Source organism: Piscinibacter sp. XHJ-5 (genome assembly GCF_029855045.1).
Lineage (GTDB): Bacteria > Pseudomonadota > Gammaproteobacteria > Burkholderiales > Burkholderiaceae_C > Albitalea.
Map to the genome: position 1 here is coordinate 504,808 of NZ_CP123228.1, position 16,569 is coordinate 521,376.

Here is a 16,569-nt window from a genome sequence, read left to right on the forward strand (position 1 = left end):
TCAGCGCCCCGTCGTCAGCACGACCTTGCCCTTGACCTTGCGCTCCATCACGTCGCGAAGCGCGTCGGCCGCCCGTTCGAGCGGGTAGCGCGCCGAGATGTGCGGCCGCACCTTGCCGGCCTTGAACCAGGCCAGCAGCTCCTGCAGGTTCGCTTCGTTGCGACGCGGCTCGTTGCGCGTGAACGCACCCCAGAACACGCCGACGATGGCGCAGCCCTTGAGCAGCGCCAGGTTCAGCGGGATGCTCGGAATGCTGCCTGCCGCAAAACCGACCACGAGAAACCGGCCGTTCCAGGCCATGCTGCGCAGTGCCGGCTCGCTGAGGTCGCCGCCCACCGGGTCGTAGACGACGTCGACGCCGCGATCGGCGGTCAGCGCCTTGATGCGCTCGCGCAGGTCATCGGTGCTGTAGTTGATCGTCTCGTCGGCGCCATGCTCGCGGCAGGTCGCGAGCTTGTCGTCGCTCGACGCCGCCGCGATCACGCGCGCGCCCATCGCCTTGCCGAGCTCGACGGCGGCCAACCCGACGCCGCCGGCCGCGCCCAGCACCAGCAGCGTCTCGCCAGGCTGCAGCGCAGCGCGGTCCTTCAGCGCGTGGTGCGAGGTGCCGTAGGTCAGCACAAAGGTCGCAGCGGTGTCGAAGTCCATGCCGTCGGGCATCGGGATGATGCGCTTGGCCTCCGCGACGACCTCCTCGGCATAGCCGCCCCAGGTCGTCGCAGCGATCACGCGATCACCGGGCGCGATGCCGGTCACGCCGGGTCCGACGGCGCGGACGATGCCGGCCACTTCGCCGCCCGGCGAGAACGGCAGCTCGGGCTTGAACTGGTACTTGCCCTGGATGATCAGCGTGTCGGGAAAGTTCACTCCGGCGGCGTGCACCGCGACGAGCACCTGGCCCTCACCCGGCTTGGGTGACGGCACGTCCTCGACCACCAGCTCCGACGGCGGCCCGTAGCGCTTGCACAGCACGGCCTTCATTGCGTCACCACGCCTTGCTTCGTCAGGCGCTCGATCTCGGCGTCATCGATGCCGAGCAAGTCGCGCAGCACTTCGGCGGTGTGCTCGCCGAGCAGCGGCGGCGGGCGCTTGTATTCGAGCGGCGTCTCGGAGAACTTGAGCGGATTGCCCACGACCTTCATCGTTCCGGCGAGCGGATGCGGGATGGTGTGGACGAGCTCGCGATGGCGGATCTGGGGGTCGTCGAAGACCTGACGGAAGTCGTTGATCGGCCCGCTGGGCACGTTGGCAGCGCTCAGCAGCGGCATCCATTCGGCCATGGTCCGCTGTTTCATGGCGCCGGCGACGATGGGCAGCAGCACCTGCTTGTTCTCTACGCGCTGCGACGTCGTCGAGAAGCGCTCGTCTTCGAGCAGTTCGGTGCGGCCTATCACCTTGCACAGCTGCGCGAACTGCTTGTCGTTGCCGACCGCGATCATCATCTTGCCGTCGGCGCAATCGAAGTCGCCGTAAGGCGCGGTCAGCTGCGAGCCGAGGCCCACCCGCTGCGGCAGCACGCCGGCAACGAGATAGCTCATCGCCATCGACGACACGGCGGCCACCTGCGCGTCGAGCAGCGACAGGTCGATGTACTGGCCGCGGCCGGAGACGGTGTCACGGTGATGCAGCGCCGCCAGCACGCCGATCGTCGCGTAGAAGCCCGCCGTCAGGTCCGACACCGGGTAGCCGGCGCGTTGCGGCCCGGCGCCAGGCTCGCCTTCGGGTGCGCCGGTCAGGCTCATCACGCCGCTCATCGCCTGGAAGATCAGGTCGTAGCCGGGCAGGTGGCTGTACGGCCCTGATTGGCCGAAGCCGCTGATCGAGCAGTAGACGAGGCGCGGATTGAGCTCGCGCAATGATTGCTGGTCGAGCCCGTAACGCTTCAGGTCGCCGGCCTTGAAGTTCTCGACCACCACATCGGCTTTCTCGGCCAGCCGGCGGATCAGGGACTGGCCCGCCGGTTGGGCCATGTCGATCGTGATCGAGCGCTTGGCGCGGTTGGTCGCGAGAAAGGTCGATCGCTCATCGGTGTCGTTGCCGGCGGTGTCCTTGAGGCGCGCGCCCTGCTGGCGCAGGTCGTCGCCGATGCCGGGGCGCTCGACCTTGATCACGTGGGCGCCGAAGTCCGCGAGCATCTGCGTCGCCCACGGGCCCGACAGAACGCGGCTCAGGTCCAGCACGCGGATGTTCGAAAGCAGTCCACTCATGGGCAAGTCCTCATGCTGCAAATTCGGCAAAGCCGTTGTTGACGACGACGACGCTGCGCGCCGGCACCGTCGTTCGAAAGGTCACCTGGCCCGGGGCGTCGCGCCAGATTTCGAGCCGCAGCGTCTCACCCGGGAACACCGGGGACGAGAAGCGCCCGCCCATGGCACGCAGCGCCGTCGGGTCGCTGTCGGCGACGCGCTTGACCAGGCCGTGGCCGGTCACGCCGAAGGTCGCCAGGCCGTGCAGGATCGGCCGCTCGAAGCCGGCGTCGCGAGCGGTGGCCGGGTCCGAATGCAGCGGGTTGTAGTCGCCCGAAAGGCGGTAGATCAGCGCCGTCTGCGGCGAGGTCGGAATGTCGATGTGGGTGTCGGGCGCGCGCTCGGGGATCGGATGCGGGGGGCTCAGCACCTTGGCCGGCCCGCCGAAGCCGCCGTCGCCGCGGCAGAACACCGTCTGGCGCACGGTGGCGAGCAGGTCGCCGCTGGCCTGGTCCGTGATCTCGCGCTCGACGAAGATCAGCGCGCCGCGTCGCTCGCCCTTGTCGACCAGGTCGACGATGCGGCTGGCGCCGACGACATGGCCCGCGCTCGGCAGCGGCTTGTGGATGCGCACCGCATGCTCGCCGTGCACCGTCTTCACCCAGTCGAGGCCGAACGCCGGGTCGCGCTGCCAGAAGCCGGGGTAGCCGAGCACGTTGGCCAGCGTCGGCTCGACCTTCAGGCGGGTCTCGTCGACGAACGGCAGGTCGGTTTCGTCCATCGGGTCGAGGCCGACGCCGATGCCCAGCGCGTAGAGGATGCAGTCGCGCGCGGTGTAGCGCTGTTCGATGCGCGGAATTTTCGCGGCGAGCAGTTGTTCGGGATCGATGGTCATGCGGATGCTCAGAGGGTGGCGGCCGTGCCGAGGATCGCGGTGGCCTGGCTCGAGAGCACGCCGCCGTTGGCATGCGCGAGCGAGAGCTCGACGCCGTCGATCTGGCGCGCACCGCATTCGCCGCGCAGCTGCTGCACCGATTCGATCAAGGTGAACAGTCCGTACATGCCGGGGTGGTTGCACGACAGGCCGCCGCCGTTGGTGTTGACCGGCAGCTGCCCGCCCGGGGAGATGGCGCCGCCGGAGACGAGCGCGCCGGCCTCGCCCTTGGCGCAGAAGCCGAGGTCCTCGAGGAACAGCAGCGTGTTGATCGTGAACGCGTCGTAGACCATCAGGTGGCGGATGTGCTTCGGGCCGACACCGGCCATCGCATAGGCGCGCTGGCCGGATTCGACTGCGCAGGTCGTCGCGAGATCGGGCATCGCCGAGATCTGGCGGTGGCTGACCGCGACGCCTGTGCCGAGCACGTACGCCGGCTTGCGCGGCAGGTCGCGCGCACGCTCGGCCCGGGTCACGACGATCGCCGCGCCGCCATCAGTCACGAGGCAGATGTCGGCGCGGGTCAGCGGGTCGCTGACCATCCGCGAGCTCAGCACCTGGTCGCGCGTCAGCGGGTCGCGCACATAGGCGTCGGGGTTCAGGCGTGCCCAGTCGCGCGCGGCCACTGCCACGTCGGCGAGCTGTGCGCGGGTCGTGCCGTACTCGTGCATGTGGCGCGCGGCGGCGAGGGCATAGCTCGAGATCGGGTAGCGCGGCTTGAACGGCGCCTCGTAGGGTTGCGGGTCGGGCATCGCGGCGAGCTTGCCGCCCGCGGTGAGCTGGTTCGACCCATAGCAGATCAGCGCTGTGTCGCACAGGCCGTTGACCAACGCCGACATGGCCGATTGCAGGTGGAACAGGAACGATGCACCGCCCACCATCGTGCCGTCGGCATGACGCGGGTTGATGCCCAGTCGCTCCGCGACGTTGAGCACCGGCAGGCCCGATGTCGACATCGCGCAGAACAGGCCGTCGACGTCGCCCATGCGCAGCCCGCAATCCTCGAGTGCGAGGACGGCGGCTTCCTGCAGCTGATCGAACGGCGAGCGGCCGGGCGCGTTCCAGCGCTTCGTGTTGCCGATGCCGACGATCGCGGTCTTGCCTCTCAGGGGGTGGCTCATGCGGCGGCTCCATCGGCGAGGGTGAAGACGACGTACGGCTCGTCGCCGGCGACGATGCGGCCGCTGACACGCTGGCCGATGCGCACCTCTTGCGACGGCACGTCTTCGATGCGACTCATCATCCGCGCGCCGCCTTCGAGCTCGACCAGCGCGACGTTGTAGTCGCCCGCCTTGTCGCGCACCGTGGTCGCCGTGTACACGGTGCCCGCACCCGGCGACAGCCGCCAGGTCAGGCGCGGGCTGCCGCAGCTGCGGCACACGAGCGCCGGCGGAAACCGCACCGACGCGCAGTCCTCGCAGTGCTGCAGCATCAGGCGTCCCTCGTTGAGCGCCTGCAGGTATTGCGCATCGGGCCCGGGCCCGTCGAATCTCGGATCGGTGGCCATCTTGATCACCTCCCCTGCCAGACCGGCTTGCGCTTTTCGGCGAACGCGGCCGAGCCTTCGCGGGCGTCGGCCGACGTGAACACGTGCTCGGTCAGCGCCTTCTGCCTGTCCCACATCTCGGCGCTCGTCCAGTCCTGCGACTCGACGACGACACGCTTGCTCGCCGCGACCGACAGCGGGCCGTTGGCGGCGATCGTCTGTGCCAGCCGGCGCGCTTCGGCCAGCGCTTCGCCGGGCGCGGTGAGCCGGTTGATCAGCCCGTACTGATGGGCCCGCGGGGCAGGGAACATGTCGCCGGTCAACGCAAGCTCGAGCGCGATGCGGTAGGGCAGCTGGCGCGGCAGCCGCATCAGGCCGCCGGCCGTTGCGGCCAATCCGCGCTTGACCTCGGGCACGCCGAATTGGGCGTTCTCGGCCGCGACGACCAGGTCGCAGGCGAGCACCATCTCGAAGCCTCCGGCCAAGGCGTAGCCTTCGACCGCTGCGATGAGCGGCTTGCGCGGCGGCTGCAGCGTGAGCCCGCCGAAGCCGCGTCCCGGGATGCTCGGCCGCTCGCCGCGCAGGAAGCCCTTCAGGTCCATGCCGGCGCAGAAGGTGCCGCCGGCACCGGTGACGATGCCGATCCGCAAGTCGTCGCGGCGGTCGAGGTCGTCGAGCGCGGCGGCGATCAGCTGTGCCGCCGCAAGTGTCATCGCGTTGCGCGCCTCGGGGCGATTGATGGTGATGGTCTGGATGCCGTCTTCGACGGTGACGAGAACTTCAGCGCTCATGCGTGAATGCCTTTCTGTTCGGGATGTGTCGGAGCTCAGCGCGGCGCCATGCGCAGCGCGCCGTCCAGGCGGATCGTTTCGCCGTTGAGCATCGGGTTGCTGACGATGTGCATCGCGAGCTGCGCGTATTCGTCGGGGGCGCCGAGGCGGGCGGGATGCGGCACCGATGCGCTCAGCGTCTTGCGCGCTTCCTCGGAAACGCGCGCGAGCATCGGGGTGTCGAAGATGCCGGGCGCGATCGTGCAGACGCGGATCGCCTTGCTCGCCAGGTCGCGCGCCGCGACGATCGTCATGCCGACCACGCCGGCCTTCGACGATGCATAGGGGATCTGGCCGATCTGCCCCTCGTAGGCCGCCACCGACGCCGTCAGCACGCAGACCCCGCGCTCGCCGTCGACGAGCTCGTTGCGTGCCATGCGCACGGCGGCGAGTCGCAGCGTGTTGAAAGTGCCGATCAGGTTGGTGCGGATGATGTTCTCGTAGTTCGCCAGCGAGCCGGGTGAGCCGTCCTTCTCGATCAGGCGCACCGGTCCGCCGCGGCCGGCGCAGTGGATCAGCACGCGCAGCGGGCCGAGCGATTCGGTGACATCGAGCGCAGCGTTCATCTCGGCCTCGCTGGTGACGTCAGCAGCCGCGAAGCGCACGTTCTGGCCGAGGCTCTTGGCGATCTCTTCGCCCTGCGACGAGGGCAGGTCGGCAATGACGACCCTCGCGCCTTGTTCAAGCAGTCGCTTGACGCTGGCCAGGCCGAGGCCAGATGCGCCGCCGGTGACGAACGCGGTGATTCCTTGAGTCTTCATGCGAGCTTGCTCCGAGTGGGTGAACTGCGTCGATACTACATACCCACTAGTATCTTTGCAAGGAGGGCGATCAAATTGACCATGCGCGCCACTCGGTGTGTACGAGTAGAAACCACCGTCACGTCGGAAGCAGGGTTGTTGACCACAAAACATACCGCATGGTATGGTGCGGGCACGCGATCGGTTCGATTGACCGTTCGATGCCCGTACCCGATCCCAACAGGAGACCCGATGAATCTGTTTCGAAGAACGCTGCTTGCCGCAGGCCTCGTGCTGGGGGTCGTCGGCGGTGCGCCCGCGCAGCCCGTGCCGATCAAGGTCGGCGTGATCATTCCGCTGTCCGGCGGCGCCGGACCGCAAGGGCAGCACGTCACGCAGGCGATCCAGGCGATGGCCGCGCTGATCAACGAATCGGGCGGCGTGCTCGGCCGACCGCTGGAGATCGTGGTGCGCGACGACGAGTCGACGCCGGCGGTCGGCGTCTCACGCGCCAACGAGCTGATCGGACAGGGCGTGGCGGTGATCATCGAAGGCTGGAACAGCCCGGTCGCGCTGGCGATGCAGCCGGTGATCAGCCGTGCCGGCATCCTCGACATCACGATGTTCGCCAGTGCCGACGCGATCCTCTCGGGCGAAGGCAACCCGCTGCCGATCCGATTCAACGCGTCGAACACCCAAGGCGGAGCCGCGGTGGCGGAGGTCATCGCCAACCAGCTCAAGGCCAAGCGGATCGCCTTCCTGACCGAGAACGATGCCTACGGCAATGGCACGCAGGCCTCGATCGAGGGCGAGCTCAAGCGCCTGAACCACTCGTACGAAAAGGTCGCCGAGGAGAAGTTTCCGTTCACCCAGTCCGACTTCCGCGTCGCGCTGACGAATGTGCGCGCGGCCGAGCCCGATGTCACCGTCGCCATCAATGCCAACGAGGGCCTCGGGATGCCGGCGATCCTGCGCCAGTTCAAGCAGGGCCGCGTGCCGGGGCAGCTGCTGGCGGCCCTCGGCACCGTCGCGCCGAGCGTGATCTCGGTGGCCGGCGACGCGGCCAACGGTGCGATGGGCGTGGACATCTACTTTCCCGACGTCGAGCCGTTCGCGTCGAACCCCGCGAACCAGCGCTTCGTGGCCAAGATGCAGGCCGCGCACAAGACCACGCCCGACAAGTTCATGGCGGTCGGCGCTGCTTCCCTGCAGGTCTGGGCGATGGCCGTCAACGAGCTGAAGACGCTCGACCGCGAGCCGCTCGCCAAGCGCATCCGCGGCGGCAGTTTCAAGAACACGGTGTTCGGCGACGTGAGCTTCGCGTCCAGCGGGCAGCTGCAGTCGCGCACCCATGCCTTCAAGGTGAACGACGGCCGCATCGTCGTTCAGAAGTAACCGTCAATGGAGACCGAACGATGAAGTCGATTTGCAGATTCGCCGCAGCCGTGGGCCTGGCCTTCGGGATGAGCATGGCCGCGCAGGCACAGAGCACCGTCAAGGTCGGACTGATCTTTCCGCTGTCCGGCGGCGCCGGGCCGCAAGGCCAGCATGTCACACAGGCGATCCAGGCGATGGCGGCGGTGATCAATGAGAACGGCGGCGTGCTCGGCAAGAAGATCGAGCTCGTCACGCGCGACGACGAGTCGACGCCGGCGGTCGGCGTTTCGCGCGCCACCGAGCTGGTGGCCTCGGGCGTGGCGGTGATCATCGAAGGCTGGAACAGCCCGGTCACGCTGGCGATGCAGCCGGTGATCGCGCGCGCCGGCGTGCTCGACATCACGGCGGTGTCCAAGGCGGACCCCATTCTTTCCGGCGAGGGCAACCCGCTCGCGGTGCGCATCAACAGCTCCAACTCGCAGGACGGCGCCGTGATCGCGAACTACATCGCGACCGTCGCCAAGGCCAAGCGGATCGCGTTCCTGACCGAGAACGACGCCTACGGCAACGGCGCGCAGGCGTCGATCGAGGCCGAGCTGAAGAAGCTGAACCACGCGTACGAGAAGGTGGCCGAGGAGAAATTCCCGTTTGCGCAAGCGGACTTTCGCGTTGCGCTGACGAACGTCCGCGCAGCCAATCCCGACCTCACCGTGGCGATCAATGCCAACGAAGGCCTTGGCATGCCGGCCATCATCCGCCAGGCCAAGCAGGGGCGACTGCCCGGTGCACTGGTCGCGGCAGTAGGCACGGTCGCACCGAGCGTGATCGAGGTCGCCGGCGAGGCAGCCAACGGTGTCATCGGCGCCGACATCTATTTCCCGCAGGTCGAGCCCTTCGCATCCAACCCGGCCAACAAGCGCTTCGTCGCGAAGACGCAGGAGATGTTCAAGTACACGCCGGACAAGTTCATGGCGCTCGGCGCGACGGCGCTGCAGGTCTGGGCGATGGCCGCCAACGAGCTGAAGACGCTCGACCGCGACGCCATCGCCAAGCGCATTCGCGGCGGCCAGTTCAAGGGCACGGTGATGGGCGACCTGACCTTCGAGCCGAACGGGCAGCTGCAGTCCAGGCACTACCTGTTCACGGTGCAGGGCGGCAAGATCGCCGTCAAGCAGTAGCCGGGAAGCGACATGCAGGCAACGGCGATGAACACGGTCCCGGCTGCGGATTCCGCACGCCAGGTGGCGCTGCGGGTGGATGCGATCGGCGTGCGCTACGGTGCGCTGGTGGCGCTGGACAGCGTCAGCTGGGACGTGAACCCCGGCGAGCTGCTCGGCATCATCGGTCCCAACGGGGCCGGCAAGAGCTCGTGCTACGACGCGGTGACGGCGATGGTGGCGCGCAGCGGCCGCGTCACGCTGCAAGGCCGCGACGTGACCGACGTGCCGCCCTACGGCCTCGCGGACCTCGGCCTGAAGCGGGCGTTCCAGCAGAACGCTTTCTTCGACGACCTGAGCGTGCTCGACAACATGATCGCGGTGCTCGGCAAGCGCGCGCATGCCGGCCTGGCCGGCGCCGCCTTCAACCCGGTGGGCGCGGCGCGCCGGCGTGCCGAAGCGGCCGACTACGCGGCGCGCCAGCTGGCGCGCTTCGGCGTGCCGGCGGTGTATCACCCGCTGAGCCCGAAGGAGATTCCGTACGGCGTGCAGCGCATGTTGTCGATCGCGCTCGCGTTCGGCAACGGCGCGCAGGTGCTCCTGCTCGACGAGCCGGCCGCCGGCCTGGGCGGCGAAGACATGGCGCGCCTCGTCGATCTGCTGACCGACCTGAAGCGCGAGGGTGTCGCGCTCGTCGTCATCGAGCACCACATGGACCTGATCATGGCCGTGGCCGACCGCATCTGCGTGCTCGACCTCGGCAAGCAACTCGCCTACGGCACGCCTTCGGAGATCCGCCAGGACCCGCGCGTGCTCGAGGCGTATCTGGGGAAACCGAATGAGTGAGGACCGAGCGCCTGCCCGCTCCCAAGCCGGGCCGCGCCCCCTCGACGAACGGGGGGCTGACATGACTGCCGTCTTGCAGGTGCGCAACCTGCAGGTCGCGTATGCCGGCAACAGGGCGGTCGACTTGAAGACGCTTGACGTCGCAAGCGGCGAGATCGTCGGCGTCGTCGGCGCCAACGGCGCCGGCAAGTCGACGCTGGTCAACGGCCTCGCGGGCTGGTCGCGCGGCGCGCCGCGCGTGAGTGGCGAGGTGCTGCTCGGCGGCGAGCGCATCGACGGCTGGCCGACCCATGCGCGCATCCGCGCCGGCCTGCTGCTGGTGCCGGAAGGGCGGCTGGTGTTCGGCAGGATGAGCGTCGAAGAGAACCTGTCGACCGCGTTCACGCCGCTCACCGCACCGGGCCGGCGTGTCTACACCCGCGACGAGATCTACGAGCTGTTCCCGCGCCTCGCCGAGCGCCGCCACCACCTCGGCTCGCAGCTCTCGGGCGGCGAGCGCCAGATGCTCGGCATCGGCCGCGCGCTGATGATGGGCCCGCGTGTGCTGCTGCTCGACGAGCCGTCGATCGGCCTCGCGCCGAAGCTGGTATCGCAGGTCCTGCAGACGATGCGCACGCTGGCGCGCGCGGGGCTCTCGATCCTGCTGGTCGAGCAGAACGTGCGCGCGGCGCTCGAAGTCGTCGACCGGCTGGTGCTGCTCGAGCGCGGCCGCGTCGTGCTCGAAGGACCGGCCGCGCACGTCGGCAATGACCCGCGCATCGCGGAAGCCTACCTCGGAGCAACAGCCGCATGAACCTCAGTCAACAAGTGATCAACGGCCTCGTGCTGGGCCATGCATATGCGCTGGTCGCGATCGGCTGGACGCTGCTGCTCGGCGTCGCGCGGCTCGTCAACTTCGGCCACGGCCAGATGTACATGCTGGGGGCCTTCGTGACCTGGTGGGCCGTCACCAAGGCCGGCGTGCCCTACGCGCTCGCGCTGCCGATCGCGATGGTCGTCGGCGCGCTGTTCGGGCTCGTGATGCAGCGGGTGATGCTGAAGGCGACCTTCGAGCAGAACCTGGTGTCGATCATGATCATGACGCTCGGCTTCGGCTACGTGCTGCACGGCGGCGCGGCGCTCATCTTCGGCTCGACCGGCCAGATCCTCGAGACTGCGCTGTCGCGCAACGAGATCACGCTTGGCAACCTGTGGCTGACCTGGCAGGACGCGGCCATCATCGTCGCCGCGATCATCGTCTTCGTGGGCCTCAAGTGGGTGCTCGACGGCACCCGCGTCGGTCGCCTCGTGCGCATGGTCGCCGAGGATCCCAAGCTCGCGATGCTCGCCGGCGTCAACGTGCGGCGCGTCTACTACGGCGTGTTCGCGTTCGAGGGCGCGGCGGTCGCGTTCGCCGCCGGCATGGTCGCGCCGCGCACGCCGATCCTCACGTCAATGGGCTTCGAGGAGGTCATCATGACCTTCGTCGTCGTCGTGCTGGGGGGCATCGGCAGCGTCACCGGCAGCTATGTCGCCGGCGTCGCGCTCGGCCTCTTCACCGCCTTGTTCGGCGCGTTGGTGTCGCCGGCCTACACCACCGCCGCCGCCTTCCTGGTGCTGATCGCCGTGCTGGTGCTGCGCCCGCGCGGCCTGAGCGCCGGCACCGCCGCAGGAGCCCACTGATGATGCCGCATCGCCTCCAACGCCTCGTGCTGCCGCTGGTCGGGCTGCTCGTCTTCGTCACGCCGACCCTGTTCGGCGGCAGCGGCTCGGTCTACAGCGCCGCGGTGCTGATCGCGATCTTCGCGGTGATGGCCTACGGCCTCGACGTGATCGTCTCCGACCTCGGCGAAGTGAGCCTCGCCCATACGGTGTTCTTCGCCGCCGGCAGCTATACCGCCGCGTGGCTCTCGACCAAGGCCGGTGCGGGTGCATGGCTGACGCTTGCCGCAGCGATCCTCGTCGCGCTGCTGCTCGCCGCGGTCATCGGCCTCGTCACGCTGCGCCTGCGCGAGTTCGTGTTCTCGCTGGTGACCTACGCCGTCGCGGTGGTCGCGATGTCGGTGGCGGCGAACTGGGCCTTCCTCGGCGGCTCCGACGGCCTGCGCGGCGTGCCGATGCTCGACCTGTCGATCGCGGGCCTGCCGCTGACCGCACGCAACGACCGCGAGCTCTGGCCGTATGCATTCGCGCTGCTCGCGATCACGATCTACCTGGTCGATCGCTTCCGCCACTCGTCGCTCGGAGCGGCCGCGATCATGACCCACCTGAACCCGCGCCTGGCGACGATGAGCGGCATCGACCCCGCCCGCGTGCGGCTGCAGGTGTTCCTGTTCTCCGCGCCGATCAGCGCCGCCGCGGGCTGGCTCTATGCCTATCAGCGCGCCTACGTCAGCGCCGACGTGCTCGAGAACTACTTCCTGATCCTGATGCTGACGGCCGTGGTGCTGGTCGGACGCCGCCAGCTGCTCGGCCCGCTCGCAGCCACTGCGCTCGTGCTGCTGCAGGAGAAGTTCTTCTCGCTCGGCGGATACGTCGACAAGATCGTCCTGGGCAGCATCCTGATCGTCGTGCTCGCCTTCTTCCCGCACGGGCTGATGGGCCTGGCGCGACCGGTTCGCCGGTTCGTGCGCCGCCTGTTCCGGCCCGATGCGTCCTCGCAACCCGCCATGACAACCGTGGAGAACCCCAAGTGAACGTCATCTGGAAACCTCAACTCGACGAGGCCGCCGCTCGCTGGCAGGCCCTGGCGGACCGTCTCGGCCGCGATCAGTTCGCTCCGCTCGCCCCGGAGCTCGACCGCGAGCAGCGCTACCCTTGGGAGACCATCAAGGCGCTGGTCGAGAACAAGTTCACCGGCCTCTTCCTGCCGCGCGACTTCGGCGGCGAGGGCGCGAGCCTCACGGCCACCGTCGCGGCGGTCGAGACGCTGGGCTCGCATTGCGCGTCCACCGCCGCGATCATGTGTGCCTACCAGCTCGGCGCGTTTCCCATCCTGCTCGCCGGCAGCAACGAGCAGAAGAACCTCTACCTGCGCGAGATGACGCAGGGCCGCGCGACGAGCTTCGCGCTGTCCGAGCGCGGCGCCGGATCGGACGCGGCCGCGATCGAAGCGACCGCGGTGCGCGAAGGCGGCGGCTGGCACATCGTGGGCGAGAAGTACTGGATCGGCAACGGCGGCGCGTCGCGCTACTACGTCGTCTTCGCCAAGACCGACCCCGCGGCGGGTGGTCGCGGCATCACCGCGTTCATGGTCGACAAGGAACAGCCCGGCGCGGTGATCGACGAGCTCTCGGACAAGATGGGCATCCGCGGCACCCAGACCTCGAACCTGAAGGTCGACGTCGTCGTGCCCGACAGCGCGCGCATCGGCGAGGTCAACCGCGCGCTCAAGCTCGCGCTGCAGACGCTCAACGTCGGCCGCATCATGGTCTCGGCGCAATCGCTGGGCCTCGCGCTGGCCGCCTATCGCGAAGCGTCGCGCCGCTCGGTCGAGCGCAGCACCTTCGGCCACCCGCTGATCGACAACCAGGGCATCGGCTTCAAGCTTGCCGACATGGCCACCGAGATCTCGGCCGCGCGGATGATGCTCTACGAGGCCGCGCGCGCCTACGACCGCGGCGACGACGTGTCGAACCTCGGTGCGATGGCCAAGCTGTTCACGTCGGAAGTGGCGCACCGGGCGGCGGACAATGCGGTCCAGATCTGGGGCGGCATGGGCTATTGCAAGCCGACGATCGCGGAGCGGCTGTACCGTGACCAGCGCATCCTGCAGATCTACGAGGGCTCTTCCGAAATCCAGCGGCTCGTGCTCGCGCGCGCCGTTCGCAAGGAGGTGGAAGAGCAGGCGACATAAACCACCGACGGAGAGAGTTCCATGAACATGGCGGACCAGGTGCCCTCGCAGGGCAACGGCAGTGAATCGCGCGACGAGATCCTGCGTGCGGCTGCAGAGCTCTTCATGGAGTTCGGCTATGCGGCGACGTCCATCGATGCGGTGGCCGACCGCCTGGGCGCCACCAAAGGGCGCATCTACCACCACTACCGCAGCAAGGCCGACCTGTTCTTCGACGTGCAGACCGCAGCGATGAGACGCTTGAACGCCGAGGTCGAGCCGATCGCACGCGGCCCCGGCAACCCGATCGAGCGGCTTGCGGCCATGGCGCTGCGCCACACCCAGATCCTGCTCACCGAGCTGCCGATGCAGAAGGTCGCGGTGCAGGGACTGGAGCGGCACCTGCTCGGCGCCTCTGTAGCCGCCAAGCGGCTGCGCTCGGTGGTGAAGATGCGCGACGAGTACGAAAAGATGTTCATCGAAATCATCGACGAAGGCATTCGCCAAGGCCTGTTCGTCGACCTGCCGGCCAAGCTGGCCACCAAGCCCTTCTTCGGCGCACTCAACTGGGCCACCGTCTGGTTCAGCCAGCGGCGGTTGCAAAGCCCCGAGGCGGTCGACGACATCGCCCACACCCTGGCGGCGTTCGCGCTGCGGGCAATCCTGAAAGATCCCAACCATGAATCAGCTCGTCAAACAGCCGTTCTCCGAAACTATCTGGGATGAACGCGAGACCTGGTCGCGCGACCGCATCGAAACGTTCCAGCTCGATGCCTTGCGCCGCCAGCTGCAGCGTGTCGGCGAGCGCAGCGTCCACTACAAGCGTGTCTTCGCCGAAGCCGGATTCCAGGCCGGCGACCTGAGGAGCTTCGCCGACCTTCGGCGCCTTCCCTTCTCCCGCAAAACCGACTATGTGGCTGGCCTGGCGGCCGAGCCGCCGTTCGGCAACTTCGCGGCCGTCGCGCCAGGCGAGGCGGTGCGGGTGCACTTCTCGTCCGGCACCACCGCCCGGCCGGCGCCGGTGCTGTGGACCCAGGCGGACATCGATCGCTGGGCCGACCTGTACGCCCGCTATCTGTACTCGCAAGGCCTGCGCCGCGGCGATGTGTTCCAGTGCATGTTCAGCTACGCCTGGTTCGTCGGCGGCCTCGGTGCCACGCTCGCTGCGCAGCATCTCGGTGCGCTCGTGATCCCTGCGTCGTCGAGTGACACCGAGCGCCAGATCGACACGATCTTCGAGTACAAGCCCAGGTGCGTGATCGGCACGCCGTCGTTCATGGCGCACATGGCCGAGGCCGCCGAGAAGCTCGGCCGCGACCTGGCGAGCTCGACGGTGGAGATGGTCTGCGTCGGCGGCGAGCCGGGTGCCAGCATCCCGGGCACGCGCGAGCGCATCGAGCGGCAGTGGGGCGCGAAGATGTTCGACTGCTACGGTGCGCTCGAGTGCCAGCCGATCGGCTGGGACACCGCCGCGCAGCTGGGCCCGACGCTGGCCGAGGACTTCATCTACGTCGAGATCCTGCATCCCGAGACCACCGAGCCGGTGGCCGACGGCGAGCGCGGCGTGCTGGTGCTGACCCACCTCGACAAGCAAGCCTGTCCCCTGGTGCGCTGGTGGACCGGCGACATGGTCGTGCGCGACAGCAAGACCGCGCCCGACGGCCGCACCCACGCGCGGCTCGCCGGCGGCGTGATGGGCCGCTCCGACGACATGCTGATCATCAAGGGCGTCAACCTTTTCCCGACCGCGGTCGAAGACATCGTCCGCGCGTTCCCCGGCCTGACCAGCGAGTACATGCTCGTCATCGACGACAGCTTGAAGGACCCGAAGACCGGCTTCCTGACCGGCGTGAAACTGCGGGTCGAGCCCGCAGGCGACGCCGGGCCCGACCTGGCCGACCGGCTCGGGAAGCGGCTGCGCGAGAAGCTGCAGGTGCGCTTCCAGGTCGAGGTCGTGCCCGCCGGAACCTTGCCGCGCACCGTGCACAAGGCGAAGCGGGTCGTCTATGAATGACAGTGGTGGCCACCCGCCGGCCGGGGAATACCGCGACCACCCGCCGAGGGGATCCGGTCCCGCCTTGGGGCGGCCCGGGGCCGGAACGGGCGGCTTGCCGCGCCCTTTGTCCGGCAAGCGCGTCGTCGATTTGTCCCAGTTCATCGCCGGCCCGACCGCGGCGATGTTCCTGGCAGATTTCGGCGCCGATGTGACCAAGGTCGAGGCGCCGCAGGGCGACGGCGTGCGCACGCTGCCGGGCAATGCATTCGGCAGCTATTACGCGCGCAGCTTCAACTGCGGGAAGCAAAGCCGCGTTCTCAACCTGCGGGAGAGTGCAGACCGCGCTGCGCTCGACACGATGCTGGCCGACGCGCATGCCTTCGTCTGCAACCTGGCGCCGGGCTCGCTGAAGGGCCTCGGGCTCGACGGCCCGACGCTGCGCGAGCGCTTTCCGCACCTCGTCATCGCTCTGGTATCGGGTTATGGCCAGCAGGATTCGCGCGTCTGCATGGACACGATCGCGCAGTGCGAATCGGGCTTCGCGATGCTGAACGGCGACGAGGACGGCACGCCGCGCCTGTCCACCGGCTGGCCGGTCGACATGGGCTGCGGCATGGTGGCGGGGATGTGCTGCGCGATGGCGCTGCTCGACTCCGCGCTGCAAGGCTGCCTGATCGACCTGTCGATGATGGAAGTCGCCGCGGCGATGCTGCTCGGCCCGGCCGTGCTGACCGTCAGCGAAGGCGATTCGCTGTCGCCGCCGATGGGCAATCGCGATCGTGCCTCCGCGCCGTCGAGCATCTATCGCTGCGCCGACGGGCATGTCTACATCCTCGGCGGGCTCGACACGTATTGGGCTCGGCTGCGCCCGCTGGTCGGTGCGCCCGATGCGCCGATCAAGGAGCGCATCGCGCGTGCGCCCGAGTTCGATGGGTATGTCGAGGCGTGGACGCTGCCGCAGCGCCGCGACGACATCCTCGCGCAGATGCGCGAGCTGCAGATTCCTGCCGGTGCGGTGCGTGCGCCCGAGGAGTCGGTGCCGATGATCCGCGCGCTGCGCACGGGCGCGGTGTCGCAGGCGCTGCCGTCTGGAGAGCATGTGCCGGTGTTCCCGGCCCTGTTCGACGGCCAGCGTTTGCCGCGCAGCGCGACGCCGCAGGTCGGCGGGCCGCGCCGGCCGCTCTGACGAGCTTCAGTCTCCAA

General features: G+C 68.7%; 17 protein-coding genes. 10 read left to right on the forward strand and 7 right to left on the reverse strand.

Features of this window, described 5'->3' with window-relative positions; all coding sequences use genetic code 11:
* Genes P7V53_RS02495 through P7V53_RS02525 form a run of 7 tightly spaced genes read right to left on the reverse strand, consistent with a single transcriptional unit; the run spans position 1 to position 6,197 of the window.
* Positions 1-981: an NADPH:quinone oxidoreductase family protein gene (locus P7V53_RS02495; protein ID WP_280153893.1), complete on the reverse strand. Its 981-nt coding sequence runs from the start codon at positions 979-981 to the stop codon at positions 1-3.
* Entirely contained in the window at positions 978-2,207 is a 1,230-nt protein-coding gene (locus tag P7V53_RS02500) for a CaiB/BaiF CoA-transferase family protein (RefSeq protein WP_280153894.1), read from the reverse strand. The genes P7V53_RS02495 and P7V53_RS02500 overlap by 4 nt, the downstream gene beginning before the upstream one ends.
* Before the next feature lie 10 nt (positions 2,208-2,217).
* The gene (locus P7V53_RS02505) at positions 2,218-3,081 is read right to left on the reverse strand and encodes a MaoC/PaaZ C-terminal domain-containing protein (protein WP_280153895.1); all 864 of its coding nucleotides are present in this window, start codon (positions 3,079-3,081) and stop codon (positions 2,218-2,220) included.
* Between the two features lie 8 nt (positions 3,082-3,089).
* The gene (locus tag P7V53_RS02510) at positions 3,090-4,241 is read right to left on the reverse strand and encodes a thiolase (RefSeq protein WP_280153896.1); all 1,152 of its coding nucleotides are present in this window, start codon (positions 4,239-4,241) and stop codon (positions 3,090-3,092) included.
* The gene (locus tag P7V53_RS02515) at positions 4,238-4,627 is read right to left on the reverse strand and encodes an OB-fold domain-containing protein (RefSeq protein WP_280153897.1); all 390 of its coding nucleotides are present in this window, start codon (positions 4,625-4,627) and stop codon (positions 4,238-4,240) included. Before P7V53_RS02515 ends, P7V53_RS02510 begins: the two co-directional genes overlap by 4 nt.
* 5 nt (positions 4,628-4,632) lie before the next feature.
* Complete coding sequence (locus P7V53_RS02520) at positions 4,633-5,397, reverse strand: crotonase/enoyl-CoA hydratase family protein (protein ID WP_280153898.1); 765 nt, start codon at positions 5,395-5,397, stop codon at positions 4,633-4,635.
* A 35-nt stretch (positions 5,398-5,432) separates the two neighbouring features.
* Positions 5,433-6,197 (reverse strand): SDR family NAD(P)-dependent oxidoreductase, encoded by a 765-nt coding sequence (locus tag P7V53_RS02525; RefSeq protein WP_280153899.1) that lies wholly within the window; start codon positions 6,195-6,197, stop codon positions 5,433-5,435.
* 231 nt (positions 6,198-6,428) lie between these two features.
* On the opposite strand from P7V53_RS02525, the gene P7V53_RS02530 reads away from it, so the two are divergent.
* From P7V53_RS02530 to P7V53_RS02575, 10 genes are all read left to right on the forward strand, one after another.
* Positions 6,429-7,571: an ABC transporter substrate-binding protein gene (locus P7V53_RS02530; protein ID WP_280153900.1), complete on the forward strand. Its 1,143-nt coding sequence runs from the start codon at positions 6,429-6,431 to the stop codon at positions 7,569-7,571.
* A gap of 20 nt (positions 7,572-7,591) precedes the next feature.
* A complete protein-coding gene (locus P7V53_RS02535) occupies positions 7,592-8,731 on the forward strand; it encodes an ABC transporter substrate-binding protein (RefSeq protein ID WP_280153901.1) in 1,140 nt (379 codons plus the stop codon).
* Positions 8,732-8,758: 27 nt separating this feature from the next.
* Positions 8,759-9,556 (forward strand): ATP-binding cassette domain-containing protein, encoded by a 798-nt coding sequence (locus P7V53_RS02540; RefSeq protein WP_280153902.1) that lies wholly within the window; start codon positions 8,759-8,761, stop codon positions 9,554-9,556.
* 61 nt (positions 9,557-9,617) lie between these two features.
* The gene (locus tag P7V53_RS02545; RefSeq protein WP_280153903.1) at positions 9,618-10,349 is read left to right on the forward strand and encodes an ABC transporter ATP-binding protein; all 732 of its coding nucleotides are present in this window, start codon (positions 9,618-9,620) and stop codon (positions 10,347-10,349) included.
* Positions 10,346-11,218: a branched-chain amino acid ABC transporter permease gene (locus tag P7V53_RS02550; protein WP_280153904.1), complete on the forward strand. Its 873-nt coding sequence runs from the start codon at positions 10,346-10,348 to the stop codon at positions 11,216-11,218. Before P7V53_RS02545 ends, P7V53_RS02550 begins: the two co-directional genes overlap by 4 nt.
* Complete coding sequence (locus P7V53_RS02555; protein ID WP_280153905.1) at positions 11,218-12,231, forward strand: branched-chain amino acid ABC transporter permease; 1,014 nt, start codon at positions 11,218-11,220, stop codon at positions 12,229-12,231. Before P7V53_RS02550 ends, P7V53_RS02555 begins: the two co-directional genes overlap by 1 nt.
* On the forward strand, positions 12,228-13,391 hold the full coding sequence (locus tag P7V53_RS02560) for an acyl-CoA dehydrogenase family protein (protein WP_280153906.1): 1,164 nt from the start codon (positions 12,228-12,230) through the stop codon (positions 13,389-13,391). Before P7V53_RS02555 ends, P7V53_RS02560 begins: the two co-directional genes overlap by 4 nt.
* 21 nt (positions 13,392-13,412) lie before the next feature.
* A complete protein-coding gene (locus tag P7V53_RS02565) occupies positions 13,413-14,096 on the forward strand; it encodes a TetR/AcrR family transcriptional regulator (RefSeq protein ID WP_280153907.1) in 684 nt (227 codons plus the stop codon).
* Positions 14,050-15,384, forward strand: coding sequence for an AMP-binding protein (locus P7V53_RS02570; protein ID WP_280153908.1), 1,335 nt, complete (start codon positions 14,050-14,052; stop codon positions 15,382-15,384). Before P7V53_RS02565 ends, P7V53_RS02570 begins: the two co-directional genes overlap by 47 nt.
* Positions 15,385-15,478: 94 nt before the next feature.
* Entirely contained in the window at positions 15,479-16,552 is a 1,074-nt protein-coding gene (locus P7V53_RS02575; RefSeq protein ID WP_280153909.1) for a CoA transferase, read from the forward strand.
* Positions 16,553-16,569 lie beyond the last annotated feature (17 nt).

Excerpts from the sequence above, each read along its gene's own strand:
- P7V53_RS02500 (WP_280153894.1), bottom strand. The coding sequence starts at position 2,207 with ATGAGTGGACTGCTTTCGAACATCCGCGTGCTGGACCTGAGCCGCGTT.
- P7V53_RS02570 (WP_280153908.1), top strand. The coding sequence starts at position 14,050 with ATGAATCAGCTCGTCAAACAGCCGTTCTCCGAAACTATCTGGGATGAA.
- P7V53_RS02510 (WP_280153896.1), bottom strand. The coding sequence starts at position 4,241 with ATGAGCCACCCCCTGAGAGGCAAGACCGCGATCGTCGGCATCGGCAAC.
- P7V53_RS02535 (WP_280153901.1), top strand. The coding sequence starts at position 7,592 with ATGAAGTCGATTTGCAGATTCGCCGCAGCCGTGGGCCTGGCCTTCGGG.
- P7V53_RS02555 (WP_280153905.1), top strand. The coding sequence starts at position 11,218 with ATGATGCCGCATCGCCTCCAACGCCTCGTGCTGCCGCTGGTCGGGCTG.
- P7V53_RS02505 (WP_280153895.1), bottom strand. The coding sequence starts at position 3,081 with ATGACCATCGATCCCGAACAACTGCTCGCCGCGAAAATTCCGCGCATC.
- P7V53_RS02540 (WP_280153902.1), top strand. The coding sequence starts at position 8,759 with ATGAACACGGTCCCGGCTGCGGATTCCGCACGCCAGGTGGCGCTGCGG.
- P7V53_RS02545 (WP_280153903.1), top strand. The coding sequence starts at position 9,618 with ATGACTGCCGTCTTGCAGGTGCGCAACCTGCAGGTCGCGTATGCCGGC.
- P7V53_RS02515 (WP_280153897.1), bottom strand. The coding sequence starts at position 4,627 with ATGGCCACCGATCCGAGATTCGACGGGCCCGGGCCCGATGCGCAATAC.
- P7V53_RS02525 (WP_280153899.1), bottom strand. The coding sequence starts at position 6,197 with ATGAAGACTCAAGGAATCACCGCGTTCGTCACCGGCGGCGCATCTGGC.
- P7V53_RS02550 (WP_280153904.1), top strand. The coding sequence starts at position 10,346 with ATGAACCTCAGTCAACAAGTGATCAACGGCCTCGTGCTGGGCCATGCA.
- P7V53_RS02495 (WP_280153893.1), bottom strand. The coding sequence starts at position 981 with ATGAAGGCCGTGCTGTGCAAGCGCTACGGGCCGCCGTCGGAGCTGGTG.
- P7V53_RS02530 (WP_280153900.1), top strand. The coding sequence starts at position 6,429 with ATGAATCTGTTTCGAAGAACGCTGCTTGCCGCAGGCCTCGTGCTGGGG.
- P7V53_RS02520 (WP_280153898.1), bottom strand. The coding sequence starts at position 5,397 with ATGAGCGCTGAAGTTCTCGTCACCGTCGAAGACGGCATCCAGACCATC.
- P7V53_RS02565 (WP_280153907.1), top strand. The coding sequence starts at position 13,413 with ATGAACATGGCGGACCAGGTGCCCTCGCAGGGCAACGGCAGTGAATCG.